The organism is Flavobacterium sasangense DSM 21067 (assembly GCF_000686885.1).
In the GTDB taxonomy this organism is placed as follows: domain Bacteria; phylum Bacteroidota; class Bacteroidia; order Flavobacteriales; family Flavobacteriaceae; genus Flavobacterium; species Flavobacterium sasangense.
Map to the genome: position 1 here is coordinate 72,148 of NZ_JMLU01000002.1, position 21,767 is coordinate 93,914.

Below are 21,767 nucleotides of genomic sequence, written 5' to 3' on the forward strand. Positions count from 1 at the left end.
TTATTGAAAAATAAGTATTAAAATAGAATCTTTATAAATAATAATTCTTCTATTTAGGCTTTTTATTAAAAATTTTTAAATCTGATTAAGATTTATTAAATTTGTACCACAAAAAAAATACAACAACCAATAATTAACCTATTTATAGTATGGCGTTAGCTACTGAAATGAATCTTTATAACGAGTATATTAAAGAAATCGAAGAAAGAAAAGGTCAAGGGTTACACCCAAAACCAATTGATAGTGCTGATTTATTAAACGAAATCATTGCTCAAATCAAAGATACAAACAACGCAAACAGACAAGATTGTTTGAAGTTTTTTATCTATAATACATTGCCAGGAACAACTCCTGCAGCTGGTGCTAAAGCAAAATTCTTAAAAGAGATTATCCTTGGTCAAGAAGCTGTTGCTGAAATCACTCCAACTTTTGCTTTTGAGTTATTATCTCACATGAAAGGTGGACCTTCAATTGAAGTACTTTTAGATTTAGCATTAGGAAATGATTCAAATATTGCAAATCAAGCGGCTGAAGTTTTAAAAACACAAGTATATCTTTACGATGCTGATATGGCTCGTATCAAAGAAGCTTTTGAAAACGGAAATGCTGTTGCTAAAAATATTTTAGAAAGTTATGCTAAAGCAGAATTCTTCACTAAACTTCCTGAAATTGCAGAAGAAATTAAAGTAGTAACTTTCATCGCTGGAGAAGGTGATATTTCAACCGACTTATTATCTCCAGGAAATCAAGCGCACTCGCGTTCTGACCGTGAATTACACGGAAAATGTATGATTACGCCTCAAGCGCAAGAAGAAATTAAAGCCTTACAAGCACAACATCCAGATAAATCAGTAATGTTAATTGCTGAAAAAGGTACGATGGGAGTTGGTTCTTCTCGTATGTCGGGTGTAAATAACGTAGCACTTTGGACAGGAAAACAAGCGAGTCCTTATGTGCCATTTGTAAATTTCGCTCCAATTGTAGGAGGAACTAACGGAATTTCTCCAATTTTCTTAACGACAGTTGACGTAACAGGTGGTATCGGAATCGACTTGAAAAACTGGGTTAAAAAAACAGACGCAAACGGTGAATTAGTTCGTGATGAAAATGGAGAGCCAATTTTAGAGCAAGTATATTCAGTTGCAACTGGAACAGTTTTAACTATCAATACAAAAACTAAAAAATTATACAATGGTGATAAAGAATTGATTGATATTTCAAGATCATTCACACCACAAAAAATGGAATTTATCAAAGCAGGTGGTTCTTACGCTATTGTTTTTGGTAAAAAACTACAAACATTTGCTGCTAAAACTTTAGGAATCGAAGCTCCTCTTGTTTATGCTCCTTCAAAAGAAATTCATAACGAAGGTCAAGGATTAACGGCGGTTGAAAAAATCTTCAACAAAAACGCTGTTGGGACACTTTCTAAAAATGTGTTACACGCAGGTTCTGATGTTCGTGTTACTGTAAACATTGTAGGTTCGCAAGATACTACAGGTTTAATGACTGCTCAAGAATTAGAATCGATGGCGGCTACTGTGATTTCTCCAATTGTTGATGCAGCTTACCAATCTGGTTGTCATACAGCATCGGTTTGGGATAAAAAAGCACAAGCCAACATCCCGAAATTAATGAAATTCATGAACGATTTCGGATTGATTACAGCTCGTGATCCTAAAGGTGTTTACCATGCCATGACAGACGTAATTCACAAAGTATTAAATGATATTACAGTTGATGAATGGGCTATTATTATTGGTGGTGACTCTCATACACGTATGTCTAAAGGTGTTGCGTTCGGAGCGGATTCAGGAACAGTTGCTCTTGCTTTAGCTACTGGAGAAGCTTCTATGCCAATTCCGCAATCAGTAAAAGTGACTTTCAAAGGAAGTATGCCAGATTATATGGATTTCCGTGATGTAGTTCACGCAACTCAAGCGCAAATGTTGCACCAATTTGGTGGTGAAAATGTTTTCCAAGGAAGAATTATTGAAGTTCACATTGGAACATTAACTGCTGATCAAGCGTTCACATTTACAGATTGGACTGCTGAAATGAAAGCAAAAGCTTCAATTTGTATTTCGGAAGATGAAACGTTAATCGAGTCATTAGAAATTGCAAAAGGAAGAATCCAAATCATGATTGACAAAGGTATGGATAACAAAAATCATGTACTTCAAGGATTAATCGACAAAGCAAACCAACGTATTGCAGAAATCCGTTCAGGTGAAAAACCAGCGTTACGTCCAGATGCTAATGCAAAATATTATGCAGAAGTAGTGGTTGATTTAGATCAAATCGCTGAGCCAATGATTGCTGATCCAGATGTAAACAATAAAGATGTTTCAAAACGTTATACGCACGATACAATTCGCCCACTTTCTTTCTATGGTGGTGACAAAAAAGTAGATTTAGGATTCATCGGATCTTGTATGGTTCACAAAGGCGATATGAAAATCTTAGCTCAGATGTTGAAAAATATCGAAAAACAACAAGGTAAAGTAGAATTCAAAGCACCATTAGTAGTGGCTCCTCCAACATACAACATCGTTGACGAATTGAAAGCAGAAGGTGATTGGGAAGTATTACAAAAATATTCAGGTTTCGAATTTGATGATAATGCACCAAAAGCTGTTGCTCGTACTGAGTATGAAAATATGTTGTATTTAGAGCGTCCAGGTTGTAACCTTTGTATGGGGAACCAAGAAAAAGCGTCTAAAGGAGATACCGTTATGGCAACATCAACACGTTTATTCCAAGGTCGTGTAGTTGAAGATACAGCAGAGAAAAAAGGAGAATCATTATTATCATCTACTCCAGTTGTAGTGTTGTCTACTATTTTAGGTAGAACACCTTCAATTGAAGAATACAAAAAAGCAGTAGAAGGAATCAACTTAACTAAATTTGCTCCATCGCATAAATTGTTAGTAGGATAATTAAACCTATGATATCAAAATGAAAAGCTCAAGTTTTAACTTGGGCTTTTTTGTTTTTATCTGTTCAATTTTTTGTAAATTAGTGGGATTAAATAACACACAAAATAAATTACTATGGCATTTGATATTGAAATGATTGAGAAAGTGTACGCTAACATGGCAGCACGAGTAGATAAAGCTCGAGACGTAGTTGGTCATCCATTGACGTTGTCCGAGAAAATTTTGTATTCGCATTTATGGGAAGGGATGCCAACCCAAGCCTTCACAAGAGGAAAAGATTATGTTGATTTTGCTCCCGATAGAGTAGCTTGTCAGGATGCGACAGCGCAAATGGCATTATTACAATTTATGCATGCTGGAAAAAAAACGGTAGCAGTTCCAACTACGGTTCACTGTGACCACTTAATTTTAGCAAAAAATGGGGCAAAACAAGACTTGGAGTTAGCCAATAAACAATCAAAAGAAGTCTTCGATTTCTTATCATCAGTATCTAATAAATACGGCATTGGATTTTGGAAACCGGGTTCAGGAATTATTCATCAAATCGTTTTAGAAAACTACGCTTTTCCTGGTGGATTAATGATTGGAACTGATTCTCATACCGTAAATGCAGGTGGTTTAGGAATGCTAGCTATCGGTGTTGGTGGTGCTGATGCGGTTGACGTAATGTCAGGCATGTCTTGGGAATTGAAATTTCCAAAATTAATCGGAGTAAAGCTTACAGGAAAATTAAATGGTTGGACTGCTCCAAAAGATGTTATTCTAAAAGTTGCTGATATTTTAACCGTAAAGGGTGGAACCGGCGCAATTGTAGAATATTTCGGAGAAGGTGCTGAATCGATGTCGTGTACAGGAAAAGGAACTATTTGTAATATGGGAGCTGAAATTGGAGCTACGACTTCAACATTTGGTTACGATGATTCTATGAGAAGATATTTAACCGCAACAGGTCGTCAAGATGTGGTAAATGCTGCCGATAAAGTAGCGTCTTACTTAACTGCTGATGCCGAAGTTTATGCGAATCCAGAAAAATATTTTGACCAATTAATCGAAATCAATTTATCTGAATTAGAGCCACACATCAATGGACCTTTTACTCCGGATAGAGGAACTCCAGTTTCCAAAATGAAAGCTGAAGTCCAAGCTAATGGTTGGCCAATAAAAGTCGAATGGGGATTAATCGGTTCGTGTACGAATTCTTCTTACGAAGATATGTCGCGTGCAGCTTCCATTGTAAGACAAGCGGTGGCTCACGGAATTACTCCAAAAGCAGAATTCGGAATTAATCCAGGTTCGGAACAAATTCGTTACACTATTGAAAGAGATGGAATTATTGCTGATTTCGAAAAAATGGGAACTAAAGTATTTACTAATGCTTGCGGACCTTGTATTGGACAATGGGATAGAGAAGGAGCGGACAAACAAGAAAAAAATACCATCGTGCATTCGTTCAACCGAAACTTTTCAAAAAGAGCCGATGGAAATCCAAATACGCATGCTTTTGTAACTTCGCCAGAAATGGTAGCGGCGTTAGCGATTTCAGGTCGTTTGGATTTTAATCCAATTACGGATACTTTGATAAATGATAAAGGAGAAGCGGTAAAATTAACTCCGCCTTTTGGAGATGAATTACCAACTAAAGGTTTTGATGTAAAAGATCCTGGTTTTCAAGCGCCTGCAGCTGATGGTTCTAAAGTAGAAGTTGTGGTTTCTCCAACTTCAGACCGATTACAGCTATTAGCGCCTTTTGAGGCTTGGGATGGTAAAAACTATACAGGTGCCAAATTGTTAATCAAAGCGTTCGGGAAATGTACGACAGATCATATTTCGATGGCTGGACCTTGGTTGCGTTTCCGAGGCCATTTGGATAATATTTCGAATAACATGTTAATTGGTGCAGAAAATGCATTCAATGGAAAAGCGAATTCAGTAAAAAATCAATTAACTGGCGCTTATGACGAAGTGCCAAAAGTACAAAGAGCTTACAAAGCTGCTGGGATTCCTTCCATTGTTGTTGGTGACCATAACTACGGAGAAGGTTCATCTCGTGAGCACGCGGCTATGGAACCTCGATTCTTAGGTGTGAAAGCGGTTTTAGTAAAATCATTCGCGCGTATTCATGAAACGAATTTAAAAAAACAAGGAATGTTAGCTTTAACCTTCGCAAACGAATTGGATTACGATAAAATTCAAGAAGACGACACGATTAATTTTCTTGATTTAACAGAATTTGCACCAGGAAAACCATTATCGTTAGAATTTGTTCACGCTGATGGTTCTAAGGATATAATTTTAGCGAATCACACTTATAATGATAGCCAAATTGGCTGGTTTGTGGCTGGTTCTGCTTTAAACTTAATTGCAGCTGGAAAAGCGTAATTTAAATTATATTAAACAAAAAGGGATAGAAGTTAATTCTATCCCTTTTTTATGTATTAAATACATGTTTATTTTTCTTTTTTATACAAAGTGGCGTTATTCATAAACTTTGTAATTTGAATTTTTGATTCCCCTAATAATTCTGTTTCTGTTTTTCCTGAAGCAGCTAAATTAAGAGTGTTTGTTACATTAATAAAGCTCTTAGCATAACTTTCGATAGATAATTCTAAAGTAGCAATTACTAGTTTTTTTGCAGTTAATACGGCATAATTATCTAATCTCATTTTAGCATTGTTTACATTTCCTTCTATTGTTGCTTGACTTTTTTGATACATGTCAAGTTTCAATTCAGGAGAAGTTACTAATGCTTTTAATTCGGCATTTTTGCTTAATTCTAAAGAAGTGTTTTCTGCTTTTACGTTAATTTCTGCTTCTGCTTTATCGTTTAAAACCAATGCAAAATAATTTGCCTTTACATTTAAGAATGCTCTTGAATTATCGTAGTTTTTTATGGTAATGTTTTCTAATTCTAAATCTGCCAAAGCATGAACTGAACTTTCGTTTTTAGCAGTAATTAATTTTAATTCGGAAGTATAGTTGATACGTAAAGCAAATTTTTTGGCACCAATTGCTTCTCTTAAAGAAGAAACTCTTAATGTTCCACCTGCTACTTCATAGTTGATGATTTCATGAAGGTTGTCATCAGCTTCAATTTCTAAGGATGGGTTGTCTGATTTTACTAAAAAGACTTCAAAATTGTCATTGATTTCAATGTTTTCAAAAGATGGGATTTCTTTGATTGAAACCGTTACGATTTTTGAACCTTTGATTTTTTCTTTTTTTTGTGCTACAGCAATTGTAGTAAGAAATAAAAAAGTAAAAAATAATGCTATTTTTTTTGTCATTTTATGATGATTTGATATCACAAACATACACAAAATTTGTTCCAAATTTCATTTTTTCAAGATCAGAAGTTCAATCTTTATGAAATTTAGTAAATAAAAAAGCACCAGTTTTAGCTGATGCTTTAATGTTATATGATGGATTCGATAAGATTTACTATCAAAGTAAAAACAAATTCTACGACTTGAATTATTAACTTAATCATGAGAGTTGAATTTTAGTTTATGCATGTAAAATTATAAAATGCTTAAAATAATGCTGTTAATTAAATACTAATTATTTGTTAATTAGTTAAGGCTCACACTTCCACCAGAAGTTTCTTCCTTGATTACTTTTTTGGGTTCTTTAATGTAATCAATTGAACTTCCACTTGAAGCTTTCGCGTTTAATAATACAATTGGATTTACAATTGTATTACTTCCGCTTGTTGATTGTGCTGTAATTTCGTTTGCTGCTAAGTCTTTTGCATCTATTTCACTTCCGCTTGATGATTTAGTGTCTAATGCAAGTGCTTTTCCAGATAGTTTTATTTCGCTACCACTTGTTGATTCGCTACTTACCTTTTCGTATTCTAAATCTGTATTAATTGTAGCTCCACTGCTTGTTTTAACCATTAAGTTAGCTCCTTTTAATGTGCTTTTTGAACGGATACTAGCGCCACTAGAAGATTCTAATCCTTCAATAGTTTTCGTGCTTACACGAACAATTGCGCTTTCCATTGTATTAATGTTGCCATCAATTTTTATAATTAATGTACCATTTTCAACTTTAGTAACAATATGTTCCATCAAGTTATCATCTACTTCCACTTCTACTTCTGTAGTTTCACTTTGATCTACAATTACTTCAACACCTGTACTGGCAGAAATTTTATTAAAAGGAGTAGTTATGTTTCTTTTTTCTGTAACTACGTTTCCGCTTCCATCAATACCATCTCCTAAATTTAGGTTAGCATTGCAAGAGGCTAAAGTAAGTGTAATAAAGAGAGCGATTAGTTTTAGAGTCGTTTTCATAATTATTTATTTTTAGATGGTTCTTCTTTCTTTTGTATGTCTGGAGGTGTGTTTTCGATTGTTTCGATTTTTCTTTCACCATTATTTGTGACAGTTTTTTTTACCAAAACACCATTTTCATCATAGTAAATAGTTGCCGAAGTGTCACCTGTTTCAACTTTTATACTTAAACTATCATCAAGCTCATCAGTTAAACAATTTAAGCATTTTACTTTATCAGAATCCACTCTATAAATTGGATTTTTCGTGTCATATTCATTTTCATCAAAAAAGTCGTAATCGCTTCTATCGTAATTGCTATAACTTTCATCGGTTTGGAAGATGGTTCCTTTTGGTAGGTACAAATAAATTTCTACTTCTTGACCTCTGAATTTATTTTCTACGGCGGTTAACAAATAATTGTCAAGAACAATAGTGTTTCCTTCAATTTTGTAATTATACTTAATTTTTTCAGCTCTTTTCTTAGCTTGAGAAGTTGATTTTCCGTTGGCTAATTTCTCAATTAACATGTATGGAGTTGCTTCATCTGTATATTTAACTTCGATAGAAACATTATTTGAATAGATAATTTCATTATCGGCTTCGTCTTGTGTTATCTTAAAATCGTGATCTCTGTAATTGTTTTTCGAATAAAAATCATTGTTTTTGAATTTGATTTTTAAAGTATCAGTTGGCGCAATTGCAATCATTTCTTTTTGAACCGCTTTTCCTTCAAATGCTAACTGCGATGCTTCGTTAATTCCTAATGAAATTGCAATTCCTGAAGCAATTACCCATGTAGCAATTAATGTGTATGTAGCAATATTTCCTATTGATTTTAAATTGTTTACTAATAATTTTAATCCTAATAAAAGTAAGAAAAAGAACGGAATTCCGAATACTAAAATAAGCAATATTCCTTGAGCCCAAAGTGGAGTTTCTAATCCAATAGGAGTTTGAATATTATTTAAAATATAATTATCAGGCATTGTTGATGAAAACATCATTATTATACCAGTAATGAAAAATCCCAAAAGTGAAAACGAAGCAATTATTACAATTAATGCCCCAATAAATTTTGCAAATAATTTAAAAATGGTTCCTAAAATATCCGAAATTGTACTTCCCACTTTTTCAGCTCCATATTTTGCGTTATCGGCAATTTTTTGATGGTCTAAACTTCCTATTTTATCTGAAATTTCATCAATTCCTTCTTTTACTTTTCGTTCAATGTTGGAAATATTGATAGGTTCGCCTTTCATTTCTAATTTTTGAGAAGTAGTAATTGCTTCAGGAATTAATATCCATAAAATCAAATAGATAATAATTGATGTACCAAAGCTGATAAACGGAGAGATGATAAATAAAATTCTTACCCATAAAGGATCGATATTTAAATAGTGACCAAAACCTGCGGCAACACCACCTAAAAGGGAGTTGTCTTTATCTCTATATAGTCTTTTTGCTCTTGTGTATATTTTATTTGTTGAGCTAAAGCTTGAACTTTTGGTAGCATCTTCATCTATTTTGTAATCTTCTGGTTGCCCCATGATTGCAATTACAGTATCAATTTCTACTAAACCAATGACTTGTTTTTCGTTTTGTATGCGCTCTTGGAATAATTCGGCGATGCGACTTTCTATATCTTTCATGATTTCGTCTCTTCCATCAGGCGAAAGTGAACGTTTCACCGCATCAAAATAACGCGATAATTTTTGATAGGCATCTTCGTCGATGTGAAAGAAAAATCCTCCTAAATTTATACTTATTGTTTTGTTCATGACCTTTAGTTTTGACTTGTTATTATGTTTACTGCATCTGATAATTCTTTCCAGGTGCCATTTAATTCTTGTAAAAATTCTTTGCCTTCATCGGTTAAACCGTAATATTTTCTTGGTGGACCCGATGTGGATTCTTCCCAACGATAATTTAATAATCCATCGTTTTTTAATCTTGTTAGAAGTGGGTAAACGGTGCCTTCCACAACTAGTAATTTAGCATTCTTTAGCGTATCCAATATTTCAGAAGTATATGCATCTTTTTCTTTTAAGACTGATAAGATACAGAATTCTAAAACACCTTTTCGCATTTGTGCTTTAGTGTTTTCAATGTTCATAATTCCCCTTGTTTTTTTTAATTAGACTGTTCATTTTTTGATTCTTTTGCTTGCGCATTGATTGATTTGATGATTGAAAATTAGATTACCTATTATTTTCTTATACAAAGATAAGTCTAAAAGCAGGTATTATGTTACGCATAGTACCTATATTTAACAAAAAATTAACATTTAAAAAAATAGTAGGAATGCATAGTATTTTTTGTATTTTTACAACAAAATCAATAAGATATGCAGTTTACACCATCAAAATTAAATGCTTTTATGTTTTTTAAATTACCTTCTGCTTTTTGGAGTGGGGTAAGAGTAAAATCAATTTCACCAGAAGTTTGTGAAGTAACCGTAAAACATCGTTGGTTTAACCAAAATCCATTTAACTCTATGTATTTTGCGGTGCAAGCTATGGCAGCCGAGTTTACTACTGGAGCTTTGGTTATGTTTCAAATTAAGCAAAGTGGAAAAAGTATATCAATGTTAGTAGCTCAAAATAAAAGTGTCTTTACAAAAAAAGCAACTGGAAGAATTACTTTTACATGTAATCAAGGTGATTTAATTAAAGAAACCATCCAAAAAGCAATTGATTCGAATGAAGGACAAACGATTTGGTTGACTTCTATAGGTAAAAACGAAAAAGGCGAACAAGTTTCCGAAATGCAATTTGAGTGGACTATTAAAGTAAGAGCTTAGCAGTTTTAATTCTAAACTTTCTGTTACTAACTTAAAACTAATCCTAAACATAAGTTAATTTGCTTTCATTACCAATTAATTGATAGTAAATTTGAGGAAAAAGGAAAAGAAAATGACGGTTTTAATTACAGGGGCTACAGGATTAGTTGGACAAGAATTGGTAGGTTTATTACTTCAAAATGGATTTACAGTTCATTATTTGTCTACTTCAAAATCAAAGCTAGTTTCACAAAACAATTACAAAGGTTTTTATTGGAATCCCAAAACATCTGAAATCGATTTAAATGCTTTAACAGATGTTGAGGTGATAGTGCATTTGGCTGGAGCTTCGGTTGCAAAAAAATGGACATCTTCTTACAAAGAAGAAATAATTGAAAGTAGAGTTTTATCTACAAGATTGCTTTATAAAACACTTCAAAAGAATTCGCATCAGGTAAAACAGATTATTTCAGCTTCTGCAATTGGGATTTATCCAGATGATTTAAATTATATTTATCATGAAACTGATAATAAGGTAGACAATTCATTTTTAGGAAATGTAGTGCAACAATGGGAAGAGGAAGTGAACCAATTTGAAAAACTTCATATTAAGGTAGCTAAAATTAGAATTGGAATTGTTTTGGCGAAAAATGGTGGCGCACTACAAGAAATGGCAAAACCAATTAAAATAGGTGTTGGAGCTGCTTTTGGTTCAGGAGAACAATATCAATCTTGGATTCATATTCAGGATTTAGTAGGTATTTTTCAATTTGTAATTCAAAATCAACTTTCCGGAGTTTTTAATGGAGTTGCGCCTTACCCTGTTACGAATGCTGAATTAACAAAAGCGATTGCTAAAACTTTAGGAAAACCATTGTTTTTGCCAAATATTCCCCAATTTGTAATGAAACTTATTCTTGACGAAATGCATCAAATTCTATTTTCAAGTCAACATGTAAGTTGTAGAAAATTACTCGATTTGAAATACCAATTCAAATTTGCATCTTTAGACAAAGCTTTATGTGATTTGCTAAAGGAGTAAAACAATAGTTTAAACTTAATTATTTAAAATAGCAACGATGTAAATTGTTGCTATTTTTATTTTCAGTCAACTTTTTCACTGACAATTTGACATTTTTCAACTTTTGGCAATACATTTGCAATCCCATTTACTAAAGTAAAAATGTTTAAAAAAATATTCAAAAATATGAGTCAAGAAAGTACTGAAAACATCGAAAAGGAGAACATTAATGAGGAAAATGTTTCAGAAACTCAAGGAATTCCAACGCCAGAATTATCTTTAGAAGAGCAATTACAAGAAGAATTGAGCAATGAAAAAGATAAATTTTTGCGTCTTTTTGCTGAATTCGAAAATTATAAAAGAAGAACTGCTAAAGAACGTTTAGATTTATTTAAAACTGCTAATCAAGAGGTTTTACAAGCCATGTTGCCAGTTTTAGATGATTTTGACAGAGCTTGGGCGCAAATTTCAAATTCGGGAGATGAAGCATTGGTAACAGGTGTTCAATTGATTCATGATAAATTGAAATCGACTTTAGTTTCTAAAGGATTAGAAGAAGTAGAGGTTAAAGCGGGTGATGCTTTTGATGCTGATTTTGCAGAAGCTATTACCCAAATTCCAGCACCAAACGATAAATTGAAAGGTAAAATTGTTGATGTAATTGAAAAAGGTTACAAATTAGGTGACAAAATTATCCGTTTTCCAAAGGTGGTAATCGGACAATAATTTTACTGTAGAAACGTGATTCGTCGCGTTTTAATCATTATTATAATATTTTAAAATGAAAAAAGATTTTTACGAAATATTAGGCATTTCAAAAAATGCTACAGCCGAAGAAATAAAGAAAGCCTATCGCAAGAAAGCAATTGAGTTTCATCCTGACAAAAATCCAGGTAATAAAGAAGCAGAAGAAAAGTTCAAAGAGGCTGCCGAAGCTTATGAAGTTTTAAGCGATGCCAACAAAAAAGCAAAATACGATCAATACGGTCACCAAGCTTTTGATGGTGGTGGATTTGGTGGTGGTCATCACATGAACATGGATGATATCTTCAGTCAATTTGGTGATATTTTTGGTGGTGCTTTTGGTGGTGGCGGATTTTCAGGATTTGGCGGTGGCGGAGGTCAACGCAGAGTAAAAGGAAGTAACCTTCGTATCAAAGTAAAATTAACTTTGGAAGAGATTGCTAATGGAGTTGAAAAGAAAGTCAAAGTAAAACGTAAAGTTCAAGCTTCTGGTGTAACGTATAGAAGTTGTCCAACTTGTAATGGTTCTGGACAAATTATGAAAGTTGCTAATACCATTTTAGGTAGAATGCAAACTGCAACAACTTGTCATACTTGTAGTGGTTCTGGTCAAATTTTAGATCAAAAACCTGCTGGAGCTGATGCACAAGGGATGTTGTTAGAAGATGATACTGTTTCAATCAAAATTCCAGCTGGAGTTGTAGATGGAATGCAGTTAAAAGTTGCCGGAAAAGGTAACGAAGCACCAGGTACAAACAGTATCCCAGGTGATTTAATAGTTGCTATTGAAGAAATTGAACACGAATCTTTAAAACGCGAAGGCGAAAATTTACATTACGATTTATACATCAGTTTTGCAGAAGCAGCTTTAGGAGTTTCTAAAGAAATTGATACTGTTTCAGGAAAAGTTCGTATTAAATTAGAAGAAGGAATTCAATCAGGTAAAATTCTTCGTTTAAAAGGAAAAGGAATTCCAAGTTTAAATTCTTACGGAAATGGTGATTTGTTAGTTCATGTAAATGTTTGGACTCCAAAAACTTTAAACAAAGAACAAAAGCAATTTTTTGAGAAAATGCTTACAGATGAAAACTTTATTCCAAAGCCTGAAAAGTCAGACAAATCTTTTTTTGAAAAAGTTAAAGATATGTTTTCATAATTAAATAAATATTAATACATTTGAAACTCACTTTCTTAGGAGAGTGAGTTTTTCTTTTTCATAGCAATTTTTCCCATCCTTTAGCAATAAAGGGTGGGTTTTTTTTGTAACAAAATCCGTATATTTACTACTTATAAATAACACAAATTCATACTTTTCATATATGAGCAATATTCTCGAAGTACAAAATGTAGTGAAACAATATGGCGATTATACCGCTTTAAATAATGTTTCGCTTCAAGTTCCAAAAGGTAGTATTTACGGACTTTTAGGTCCGAATGGCGCTGGAAAAACATCACTAATTCGAATTATCAACCAAATTACAATGCCTGATAGTGGGGTTGTTTTCTTAGATGGCGAAAAGTTAAATCCAGAACATGTAAAACACATTGGATACATGCCTGAAGAGCGCGGTTTGTATAAGACTATGAAAGTTGGCGAGCAATGTTTGTATTTGGCCCAACTTAAAGGAATGCCCGAAGCTGAAGCTAAAAAACAATTAAAATATTGGTTTGAAAAATTTGAAATTCAAGGTTGGTGGGACAAGAAAATTCAGGAACTTTCAAAAGGTATGGCTCAAAAAATTCAGTTTATTGTAACGGTTTTGCACCAACCTAAATTACTGATTTTAGACGAACCATTTTCAGGTTTTGACCCTGTTAATGCGAATTTAATCAAGGACGAAATCATCGAACTAAATAAAAAAGGAACTTCTGTAATTTTTTCTACACACAGAATGGAATCGGTAGAAGAAATGTGTGATTATATTGCGTTAATTCACAAATCGAATAAATTAATCGAAGGTAAGTTAGAAGATGTAAAACGCCAACATCGTACCAACACATTCCAAGTAGGAATTGTAACCAATAATATTGAAGGTTTAATGTTGCAACTGACGCATAAATTCACATTAAATCAAACCAATTTCAAATCGTTAAATGATGATTTAAAATTAGAAGTGCATTTAGGTCAGTACAATTCAAATGAGTTACTTTCAATTCTAACTCAATTCGGACAAGTAACTCATTTTGTAGAAAAAATTCCAAGTGTAAACGATATATTCATTCAAACTGTTAGTCAATAATTATGAGCGTATTATCTTTAATTATCAAGAGAGAATTTATTGCAAAAGTACGCAATAAATCATTTATCGTAATGACGTTTTTAGGTCCGTTATTGATTGTAGGAATGACCTTTTTAATTGCTTATTTATCTAGTGTAAACAAAGGAGAAGTTAAAACAATTGGAGTTCACGATAGAGCTAATGTGTTTGTAAACGATTTTAAAAATTCGGAAGATATCAAGTATGTAAATCTTTCAGGTTTGTCATTTGATAAGGCAAAAGATTCATCAAGTAACGCTTTTGAGGGTTTAATTTATGTGCCAGAAGTTCAAAATATCGAAGAATTGGCTACTAAAACTACTTATATTTCAGATGATAGTCCGAAAATGGATTTCTTAATGAATTTACAAAAAGTTATTGATACTAAATTAAACAAAGAGAATTTAGAAAAGTTAGGATTTAATGCCGATACCATTGAAAAAGCAAAAATTAAGTCAGAAGTTCAATTTGCGAAATTTTCAGGAGAAGACGGATTAAAATATTTAAATGAAATCAAAATCGGAATTGGTTTCGCTTTCGGATATTTAATCATGATGTTCATTATTATTTACGGAAACATGGTAATGCGAAGTGTTATTGAAGAAAAAACGAATCGTATTATTGAAATTATCATTTCTTCGGTAAAACCTTTCCAATTGATGATGGGAAAAATCATAGGAACCTCATTAGCCGGAATTTTGCAGTTTTTAATTTGGATTATCTTAGGAAGCATTATAATGATTGGGGCTACTTTTTTTATGGGAGGCAACCAAGAAGCTGTGGCTACATCACAAATTACTGCTGAACAAGCTGTAGTGGCAACTAATTTTATGAGTCAAATTCAATTATATTTGCATGAAATTCCATTGGCTTCTATTTTAATTTCATTTGTAATTTTCTTTATTGGAGGTTACTTTTTATACAGTTCGTTCTACGCTGCTATTGGAGCTGCAGTAGATTCTGAAACTGATTCCCAACAGTTTTTAATGCCAATCATCATGCCTTTGATGTTAGCAGTTTATGTTGGTTTTTTAACGGTTATGAATGATCCTCATGGAACGGTTGCTGTAATCTTTTCATTAATCCCATTAACATCTCCAATTGTGATGTTGATGCGTATTCCTTTTGGAGTGCCATTATGGCAATTAGCACTTTCTGTAGTTTTATTGTACGGAACGTTTATCTTTGTAGTCTGGTTTGCGGCAAAAATCTACCGAGTAGGTATTTTAATGTACGGAAAAAAACCAAGTTGGAAAGAATTATATAAATGGTTGAAATATTAAAGTAAGTTTAAAGTTAAGGAGTTTAAAAGTAAACCTTTAGCCTTTTACCCTTAACCTATTACCTAAAAAAATGAGTAAAATCCTTATCATAGAAGACGAAGCAGCTATTCGAAGAGTATTAACAAAAATACTTTCCGAAGAAAATGATTCGTATAAAGTTGAAGAAGCAGAAGACGGTTTACAAGGAATTGAAAAAGTCAAAAATGAAGATTATGACTTGATTCTTTGTGATATCAAAATGCCAAAAATGGACGGTGTTGAGGTATTAGAAGCCGTTAAAAAAATCAAACCTGAGATTCCAATGGTGATGATTTCAGGTCATGGTGATTTGGAAACTGCTATTAATACGATGCGTTTAGGAGCTTTTGATTACATATCAAAACCACCTGATTTAAATCGTTTATTGAATACGGTCCGAAACGCTTTAGATAAAAAGCAATTAGTAGTAGAGAACAAAATCTTGAAAAAGAAAGTCTCTAAAAACTACGAAATGATTGGAAATAGCGAAGCTATCAATCACATCAAGACAATGATTGATAAAGTCGCTCCAACCGATGCCCGAGTTTTAATCACAGGTCCGAACGGAACTGGAAAAGAATTAGTAGCGCATCAATTACACGAAAGAAGCGAGCGCTCATCAGCTCCTATTATTGAAGTGAATTGTGCGGCTATTCCATCTGAATTAATTGAAAGCGAATTGTTTGGTCACGTTAAAGGTGCTTTTACTTCAGCTGTGAAAGACAGAGCTGGTAAGTTTGAAGCTGCTGATGGCGGAACCATTTTCTTAGATGAAATTGGCGACATGAGTTTATCGGCTCAAGCCAAAGTGTTACGTGCTTTACAAGAAAATTTAATTCAACGTGTTGGTGCTGACAAAGACATTAAAGTCAATGTTCGTGTGGTTGCTGCAACCAATAAAGATTTGAAAAAAGAAATCGAAGAAGGTAGATTTAGAGAAGATTTATATCATCGTTTAGCTGTGATTTTAATCAAAGTTCCAGCTTTAAATGATAGAAGAGACGATATTCCAGAATTAATTGAGCATTTTGCTGCTAAGATTGCTTCGGAACAAGGAACTTCTCCAAAATCATTTTCAAAATCAGCCATCAAATTATTACAAGAATACGATTGGACAGGAAATATCCGTGAATTACGAAATGTAGTAGAACGCTTAATTATTTTAGGAGGAAATGAAATTTCGGAACAAGATGTAAAACTGTTTGCGAGTAAATAATATCAAGTGAATAGTGATAAGTAATTAGTGATAAGTTTGCTATTTACTCATCACTATTCACTAATTACTAAATAAAAAATGCAATTAAAAAAAATAAATCCCAATCTTCAAAAAGCACTTATTGAAAACGATTTAATCGAAGCGAATGAGTTGCAACAAGAGACTTTTTCAACCATCAAGAGTGGTGTTGATGCCGTTATTCAAGCGCCAAATGGTTCTGGAAAAACCACTACTATTTTGATGAATGTGATTCAGAAAATGGAAAAGCCGGTTGGAGAAAGTACACGCGCTTTAATTTTAGTTCAAGATAAAGAGAAAGTACTTGAAGCAGTTGAAACTTTTAAGAAATTGAACCGTTATAACAACTTAAGAGTTTTTGGTGCTCACGAAAAAGGGGATATCGATTACGATAAAAACCAAATTTCCTTAGGAATGGATGTATTGATTGGAACGCCAATTCGTATCAACGAAATGTTTTCATCAGCCGGATTCAATATGACTACCATTAAAATGTTTGTGGTAGATGATGTGGATGAAATGTTGCGTAAACGAGAAGATTCAATCATTCAAAGACTTTCTATGAGTGCAGAAAAAACCCAACGTTTATTCTTCTGTTCCCAAATTACAGAAAGAGTGGAAGTTTTAGCTGATAGAATAATGATTGAACCGCTTTTCTTTGAAATGGAAGATTAAAATAAAAAACGCCTGAAGTAATTCAGGCGTTTTTGTTATTATTTAGCTTGGTCTAAACCTCTTTTTCTTAGTAATGGTTCTGTACTTGGTTCAGCACCTCTAAAGCTTTTGTAAAGTTCCATTGGATCTTCAGTTCCTCCTTTTTCTAATACATTTTTTCGGAATGATTTTGCGTAATCTTGGTTGAATAATCCGTTTATTTTGAATACTTCAAACGCATCGGTATCTAAAACTCCAGACCAAATATAGCTGTAATATCCTGCTGAATAACCGCCCGCAAAAATATGATTGAAATAGGTACTTCTATATCTTGGAATTATGGTACTTGGTAAGTTAATTTTGTTCATCGCTTCTTTTTCAAAAGTTTCAGCATTAACCGTAATGTTTCCTTTTTGAGTGTGATATTGCATATCTAAAAGTGAAGCCGCTAAATATTCTGTAGTAGCAAATCCTTGATCAAAAGTTCCCGCTTTTTGCATTTTTTCAATTAACGCATCCGGAATAACTTCTCCTGTTTTATAGTGTTTTGCATACATTTTCATTACTTCTGGTTCGGCTGCCCAGTTTTCCATAATTTGCGATGGTAATTCTACGAAATCTCTCGGAACACTTGTTCCTGCTAAGCTTTCATAATTTACATTTGATAATAATCCGTGTAAAGCGTGTCCGAATTCATGGAAGAACGTACTTACTTCATCAAAAGTTAATAAAGCTGGAGCGTTTTCTGTTGGTTTGGTGAAATTACAAACGATTGAAACTACTGGAGCAATTCGTTTTCCGTTCTCCATTTTTTGAGTACGATACGATGTCATCCAAGCGCCACCTCTTTTAGAAGCTCTTGGGTGGAAATCCATGTATAAAATTCCGACATGATTTCCGTTAGCTTCTATAACTTCCCAAACGGTTACGTCTTCATGATATTTTGGTACATTATTTAATTGTTTGAATTGTAAGCCATATAAATTTTTACAAACCGTAAAAACACCTTCTCTTGTTTTTTCTAAACTGAAGTAAGGTTTCATTTCTTGTTCATCCAAATCAAAACGTTCCTTTCTGATTTTTTCAGCGTAATACCTCCAGTCATAAGGTTGAACTTCATCTTTGATTCCGTCTTTTAACATCATTTCTTTGATGTCAGCTGCTTCTTTGTTAGCCATGTTTAAAGCTGGAGTCCATAAATCCATCAGCAATTTAGTAGCGGTTTCAGGATTTTTAGCCATCGATTTTTCTAACACATAATCTGCGTGTGTTTCATAACCCAAAAGACGTGCTTTTTCACTTCTTAAGTTTGCAATTTTGATTGCTAATTCTTTGTTGTCTTTGTCGTTATTGTTGTTCGCTCGCAGTTGGTAAGCATTCCAAATTTCCTTACGTAAGTTTCTGTTTGAACTGTATTGTAAAAATGGCATCACACTAGAATTAGATAACGTAAATACCCATTTTCCAGCTTTTCCTTTCGCTTTAGCATCAGCAGCAGCTGTTTCAATAAGTTCGTTTGGTAATCCAGCTAAATCTTTTGCGTCAGAAATTATTAATTCATACGAATTGGTTTCGGCTAAGATATTTTGTCCGTATTTTAAAGTAGCAACCGCCATTTCAGAGTTGATTTCTCTTAAGCGTTTTTTATTTTCTTCTGATAAATTAGCACCACTTCTAACAAAGTTTTTGTAAAGATTCTCTAAAATCTTAGCTTGTTCTTTATTTAACTTAAAGTTTTTTTGGTTGTCCCAAACGCTTTTTACTCTTTGGAATAAAGCATCATTCAAATAAATATTATCGTTATGTGCTGATAATTTTGGAGCCAATTCTTTTGCAATTGCCTGAATATCTTCGTTGGTATTCGCACTGTTTAAATTGTAAAAAACGGTGCTTACTCTAGCTAATAATTTTCCCGAATTTTCCATTGCTAAAACCGTGTTGTCAAACGATGGTTTTTGTTTATTGGAAACTATCGCATTGATTTCGGCTTCTTGTTTTTTTATTCCTTCTAAAATGGCAGGTTTAAAATGCTCATTTTTAATTAAATCGAATGGCGGAACTTGATAAGGCGTAGTATATGTTTCAAAAAACGGATTCATAACGGTTTTGTTTTTGTCTTGTGAATTAACTATGACAGCACTTGTTAAGGCTGAAAATAAAAGTAATGTTTTGATTTTCATTTTGGTGAAATTTAAAACGTAAAAATAAGAGATTTCTATTGCTAAGTCTAAAACTTAACGATATTTTATGAAATGTGTTCACAGCATTCCAAAATCTGAATTTTAAAGTTATCTTTGCACCTTCAAAAATTTAAGGAAACACTTTTAACCTTTTTAAACCTTAAACTTTTAAACTTACATTATGATTACAGTAAACGACATTGCCGTAGAATTTGGCGGAACCACTCTTTTTAGCGAAGTAACTTTTGCCATTAATGAATCCGATAAAATTGCCCTTATGGGTAAAAATGGAGCAGGAAAATCTACGCTTTTAAAAATTGTTGCAGGAGTAAATAAACCAACTCGTGGTGTTATTTCGGCGCCAAGTGATGCTGTAATTGCTTATTTACCGCAGCATTTGCTAACGGAAGATAATTGCACTGTAATGGAAGAAACATCAAAAGCATTTGCTTCGGTGTTGAACATGAAAAAAGAAATCGACGAAATCAATGAACAATTGACTGTTCGTACCGATTATGAAAGCGATGAGTACATGAAATTGATTGAAAAAGTTTCGGAATTATCTGAAAAATATTATTCAATTGAAGAAGTAAATTATGAAGCCGAAGTTGAAAAAATATTAAAAGGATTAGGATTTGAAAGAGAAGATTTCAATCGCCCAACAAAAGAATTTTCTGGAGGTTGGAGAATGCGAATTGAATTGGCAAAAATTCTATTAACAAAACCTGATTTAATTCTTCTAGATGAGCCAACCAATCACTTGGATATGGACAGTATAGAATGGTTGGAAGAATTTTTGATTACCCAAGCCAAAGCAGTTATGGTAATTTCGCACGATAGAGCGTTTGTTGATAATATCACAAATCGTACTATCGAAGTTACAATGGGAAGAATTTATGATTATAAAGCCAAATATTCTCATTATTTAGAATTGCGAAAAGACAGACGCGTTCACCAGCAAAAAGCATACGAAGAACAACAAAAATTCATTGCAGATAATCAAGCGTTTATTGAACGTTTTAGAGGAACATTTTCTAAAACGGAGCAAGTACAATCACGTGTTCGAATGTTAGAAAAAATTGTTCCTATTGAGGTTGATGAAATAGATACTTCTGCTTTAAAATTGAAATTTCCACCATCTGCGCGTTCAGGACAATATCCTGTAATTGTTAAAGATTTAGAAAAATCGTATGGAGATAAACTAATTTTTAAAGATGCGAATTTAGTTATAGAACGCGGTCAAAAAGTAGCTTTCGTGGGGAAAAATGGTGAAGGTAAATCAACTATGATTAAAACCATTATGAAAGAAATTGAAATTAATGGCGGTTCGGTAGAAATTGGTCACAATGCACAAATTGGGTATTTTGCTCAAAATCAAGCCGCACAATTAGACGAAAATGCAACTATTTTTGAAACGATTGATAGAATTGCTGTTGGCGATGTTCGAACACAAATTAAAAATATTTTGGGTGCCTTTATGTTTCAAGGTGATGATATTCAAAAGAAAGTGAAAGTGCTTTCTGGAGGAGAAAAAACGCGTTTAGCAATGATTAAATTATTGTTAGAACCCGTGAATCTTTTAATTTTAGATGAGCCTTCGAACCATTTAGATATGAAAACGAAAGACATCATCAAAGATGCATTGCGTGATTTTGATGGAACTTTAATTTTAGTTTCTCACGATCGTGATTTCTTAGATGGTTTAGCTGAAAAAGTATTTGAATTTGGAAATAAACGTGTGAAAGAACATTTCGAAGATATTAAAGGATTCTTAGCGCACAAGAAAATGGAATCGTTGAAAGAGATTGAAAAATAAAATGAAAGCTCCAATTGGAGCTTTTTAATTTTTAGTGCTTATTGAATAATTAATTAACGTTTTGTAAAATCTAGGAAAACCAATATTGTTAATTTCTGTTGTTTCTAATTTTAGATTATTTGCTACATTCAAAGTGTCAGCTCTTTTGTCATTATATAAAGGCATTTGAATACTAACTAATTTATTGTTAGACAAGTTCAGATTTTTGATAATTCCATTTGTGTAATAGAAAGATACTATTTTATTGTCAGAAAAATTAACAGCTTCAAGATTTCTAACCTCATTAAAAACAACTTTTTTTGAAATTCTATTATGACTAAAATTTAGTTTTTGAATTCCTTTAGGTAATTTATTTTCATCGAAAGTAGTAATTCTATTTTTAGAAATATTAAGTTCAATTATCGTGAATTTTGATAAATCAGGTTGTGTTTTTAAATTTCTATTCGATAAATCAAGATGATAAATTGTATCGGATTGACTTAATTCATTACTATTGAATTTTGTGTAAGTTTTGCAGCTTGATAGTTGGAAAAGTAGAAGTAATACGATGATTTTATTCATAAG

The 21,767-nt window shown here is 32.9% G+C and carries 17 protein-coding genes; 11 read left to right on the forward strand and 6 right to left on the reverse strand.

The window, feature by feature from the left end; translation table 11 throughout:
- The first annotated feature begins 167 nt into the window (after positions 1-167).
- Positions 168-2,939, forward strand: a complete 2,772-nt coding sequence (locus BP92_RS0102300; RefSeq protein WP_026724564.1) for a bifunctional aconitate hydratase 2/2-methylisocitrate dehydratase — start codon at positions 168-170, stop codon at positions 2,937-2,939.
- Positions 2,940-3,053: 114 nt separating this feature from the next.
- On the forward strand, positions 3,054-5,318 hold the full coding sequence (locus BP92_RS0102305; protein WP_026724565.1) for an aconitate hydratase: 2,265 nt from the start codon (positions 3,054-3,056) through the stop codon (positions 5,316-5,318).
- A 68-nt stretch (positions 5,319-5,386) separates the two neighbouring features.
- Here BP92_RS0102305 and BP92_RS0102310 read toward each other — a convergent pair whose 3' ends face one another.
- The 4 genes from BP92_RS0102310 to BP92_RS0102325 all read right to left on the reverse strand — a co-directional run bounded on the left by BP92_RS0102310 (position 5,387) and on the right by BP92_RS0102325 (position 9,329).
- Positions 5,387-6,223: a GIN domain-containing protein gene (locus tag BP92_RS0102310; protein ID WP_026724566.1), complete on the reverse strand. Its 837-nt coding sequence runs from the start codon at positions 6,221-6,223 to the stop codon at positions 5,387-5,389.
- A gap of 285 nt (positions 6,224-6,508) precedes the next feature.
- Entirely contained in the window at positions 6,509-7,234 is a 726-nt protein-coding gene (locus tag BP92_RS15660; protein ID WP_051604356.1) for a head GIN domain-containing protein, read from the reverse strand.
- A 2-nt stretch (positions 7,235-7,236) separates the two neighbouring features.
- Positions 7,237-8,994 carry a PspC domain-containing protein gene (locus tag BP92_RS15665; RefSeq protein WP_051604357.1) on the reverse strand — a complete coding sequence of 586 codons (1,758 nt, stop codon included), beginning with the start codon at positions 8,992-8,994 and terminating at the stop codon, positions 7,237-7,239.
- A gap of 5 nt (positions 8,995-8,999) precedes the next feature.
- Positions 9,000-9,329 carry a PadR family transcriptional regulator gene (locus BP92_RS0102325; RefSeq protein ID WP_026724567.1) on the reverse strand — a complete coding sequence of 110 codons (330 nt, stop codon included), beginning with the start codon at positions 9,327-9,329 and terminating at the stop codon, positions 9,000-9,002.
- Between the two features lie 231 nt (positions 9,330-9,560).
- Between BP92_RS0102325 and BP92_RS0102330 the strand changes: the two genes are divergently transcribed.
- From BP92_RS0102330 to BP92_RS0102370, 8 genes are all read left to right on the forward strand, one after another.
- Positions 9,561-10,016: a DUF4442 domain-containing protein gene (locus BP92_RS0102330; protein ID WP_026724568.1), complete on the forward strand. Its 456-nt coding sequence runs from the start codon at positions 9,561-9,563 to the stop codon at positions 10,014-10,016.
- A gap of 112 nt (positions 10,017-10,128) precedes the next feature.
- Positions 10,129-11,037 carry a TIGR01777 family oxidoreductase gene (locus BP92_RS0102335; protein WP_026724569.1) on the forward strand — a complete coding sequence of 303 codons (909 nt, stop codon included), beginning with the start codon at positions 10,129-10,131 and terminating at the stop codon, positions 11,035-11,037.
- Positions 11,038-11,178: 141 nt separating this feature from the next.
- The gene (locus tag BP92_RS0102345; RefSeq protein ID WP_026724570.1) at positions 11,179-11,742 is read left to right on the forward strand and encodes a nucleotide exchange factor GrpE; all 564 of its coding nucleotides are present in this window, start codon (positions 11,179-11,181) and stop codon (positions 11,740-11,742) included.
- Between the two features lie 55 nt (positions 11,743-11,797).
- Positions 11,798-12,916, forward strand: a complete 1,119-nt coding sequence (dnaJ, locus tag BP92_RS0102350) for a molecular chaperone DnaJ (protein WP_026724571.1) — start codon at positions 11,798-11,800, stop codon at positions 12,914-12,916.
- Between the two features lie 163 nt (positions 12,917-13,079).
- On the forward strand, positions 13,080-14,000 hold the full coding sequence (locus tag BP92_RS0102355; RefSeq protein ID WP_026724572.1) for an ABC transporter ATP-binding protein: 921 nt from the start codon (positions 13,080-13,082) through the stop codon (positions 13,998-14,000).
- Positions 14,001-14,002: 2 nt separating this feature from the next.
- A complete protein-coding gene (locus BP92_RS0102360; protein ID WP_026724573.1) occupies positions 14,003-15,301 on the forward strand; it encodes an ABC transporter permease in 1,299 nt (432 codons plus the stop codon).
- Positions 15,302-15,371: 70 nt separating this feature from the next.
- Positions 15,372-16,535, forward strand: coding sequence for a sigma-54-dependent transcriptional regulator (locus BP92_RS0102365; RefSeq protein ID WP_026724574.1), 1,164 nt, complete (start codon positions 15,372-15,374; stop codon positions 16,533-16,535).
- Between the two features lie 78 nt (positions 16,536-16,613).
- Positions 16,614-17,228: a DEAD/DEAH box helicase gene (locus BP92_RS0102370; RefSeq protein WP_026724575.1), complete on the forward strand. Its 615-nt coding sequence runs from the start codon at positions 16,614-16,616 to the stop codon at positions 17,226-17,228.
- A 38-nt stretch (positions 17,229-17,266) separates the two neighbouring features.
- Here the strand turns inward: BP92_RS0102370 and BP92_RS0102375 are convergent, their stop codons facing one another.
- Positions 17,267-19,387 carry a M3 family metallopeptidase gene (locus BP92_RS0102375; RefSeq protein ID WP_026724576.1) on the reverse strand — a complete coding sequence of 707 codons (2,121 nt, stop codon included), beginning with the start codon at positions 19,385-19,387 and terminating at the stop codon, positions 17,267-17,269.
- A gap of 181 nt (positions 19,388-19,568) precedes the next feature.
- On the opposite strand from BP92_RS0102375, the gene BP92_RS0102380 reads away from it, so the two are divergent.
- A complete protein-coding gene (locus tag BP92_RS0102380) occupies positions 19,569-21,203 on the forward strand; it encodes an ABC-F family ATP-binding cassette domain-containing protein (RefSeq protein ID WP_026724577.1) in 1,635 nt (544 codons plus the stop codon).
- A gap of 24 nt (positions 21,204-21,227) precedes the next feature.
- On the opposite strand, the gene BP92_RS0102385 is transcribed toward BP92_RS0102380, so the two are convergent.
- Positions 21,228-21,764, reverse strand: coding sequence for a hypothetical protein (locus BP92_RS0102385; protein ID WP_026724578.1), 537 nt, complete (start codon positions 21,762-21,764; stop codon positions 21,228-21,230).
- Between the last annotated feature and the right edge of the window lie 3 nt (positions 21,765-21,767).

Coding starts and splice junctions, on each gene's coding strand:
- BP92_RS0102370 (WP_026724575.1), top strand. CDS start 16,614: ATGCAATTAAAAAAAATAAATCCCAATCTTCAAAAAGCACTTATTGAA.
- BP92_RS0102355 (WP_026724572.1), top strand. CDS start 13,080: ATGAGCAATATTCTCGAAGTACAAAATGTAGTGAAACAATATGGCGAT.
- BP92_RS0102360 (WP_026724573.1), top strand. CDS start 14,003: ATGAGCGTATTATCTTTAATTATCAAGAGAGAATTTATTGCAAAAGTA.
- dnaJ (WP_026724571.1), top strand. CDS start 11,798: ATGAAAAAAGATTTTTACGAAATATTAGGCATTTCAAAAAATGCTACA.
- BP92_RS0102385 (WP_026724578.1), bottom strand. CDS start 21,764: ATGAATAAAATCATCGTATTACTTCTACTTTTCCAACTATCAAGCTGC.
- BP92_RS0102325 (WP_026724567.1), bottom strand. CDS start 9,329: ATGAACATTGAAAACACTAAAGCACAAATGCGAAAAGGTGTTTTAGAA.
- BP92_RS15665 (WP_051604357.1), bottom strand. CDS start 8,994: ATGAACAAAACAATAAGTATAAATTTAGGAGGATTTTTCTTTCACATC.
- BP92_RS0102305 (WP_026724565.1), top strand. CDS start 3,054: ATGGCATTTGATATTGAAATGATTGAGAAAGTGTACGCTAACATGGCA.
- BP92_RS0102380 (WP_026724577.1), top strand. CDS start 19,569: ATGATTACAGTAAACGACATTGCCGTAGAATTTGGCGGAACCACTCTT.
- BP92_RS0102300 (WP_026724564.1), top strand. CDS start 168: ATGAATCTTTATAACGAGTATATTAAAGAAATCGAAGAAAGAAAAGGT.
- BP92_RS15660 (WP_051604356.1), bottom strand. CDS start 7,234: ATGAAAACGACTCTAAAACTAATCGCTCTCTTTATTACACTTACTTTA.
- BP92_RS0102375 (WP_026724576.1), bottom strand. CDS start 19,387: ATGAAAATCAAAACATTACTTTTATTTTCAGCCTTAACAAGTGCTGTC.
- BP92_RS0102310 (WP_026724566.1), bottom strand. CDS start 6,223: ATGACAAAAAAAATAGCATTATTTTTTACTTTTTTATTTCTTACTACA.
- BP92_RS0102330 (WP_026724568.1), top strand. CDS start 9,561: ATGCAGTTTACACCATCAAAATTAAATGCTTTTATGTTTTTTAAATTA.
- BP92_RS0102335 (WP_026724569.1), top strand. CDS start 10,129: ATGACGGTTTTAATTACAGGGGCTACAGGATTAGTTGGACAAGAATTG.
- BP92_RS0102365 (WP_026724574.1), top strand. CDS start 15,372: ATGAGTAAAATCCTTATCATAGAAGACGAAGCAGCTATTCGAAGAGTA.
- BP92_RS0102345 (WP_026724570.1), top strand. CDS start 11,179: ATGTTTAAAAAAATATTCAAAAATATGAGTCAAGAAAGTACTGAAAAC.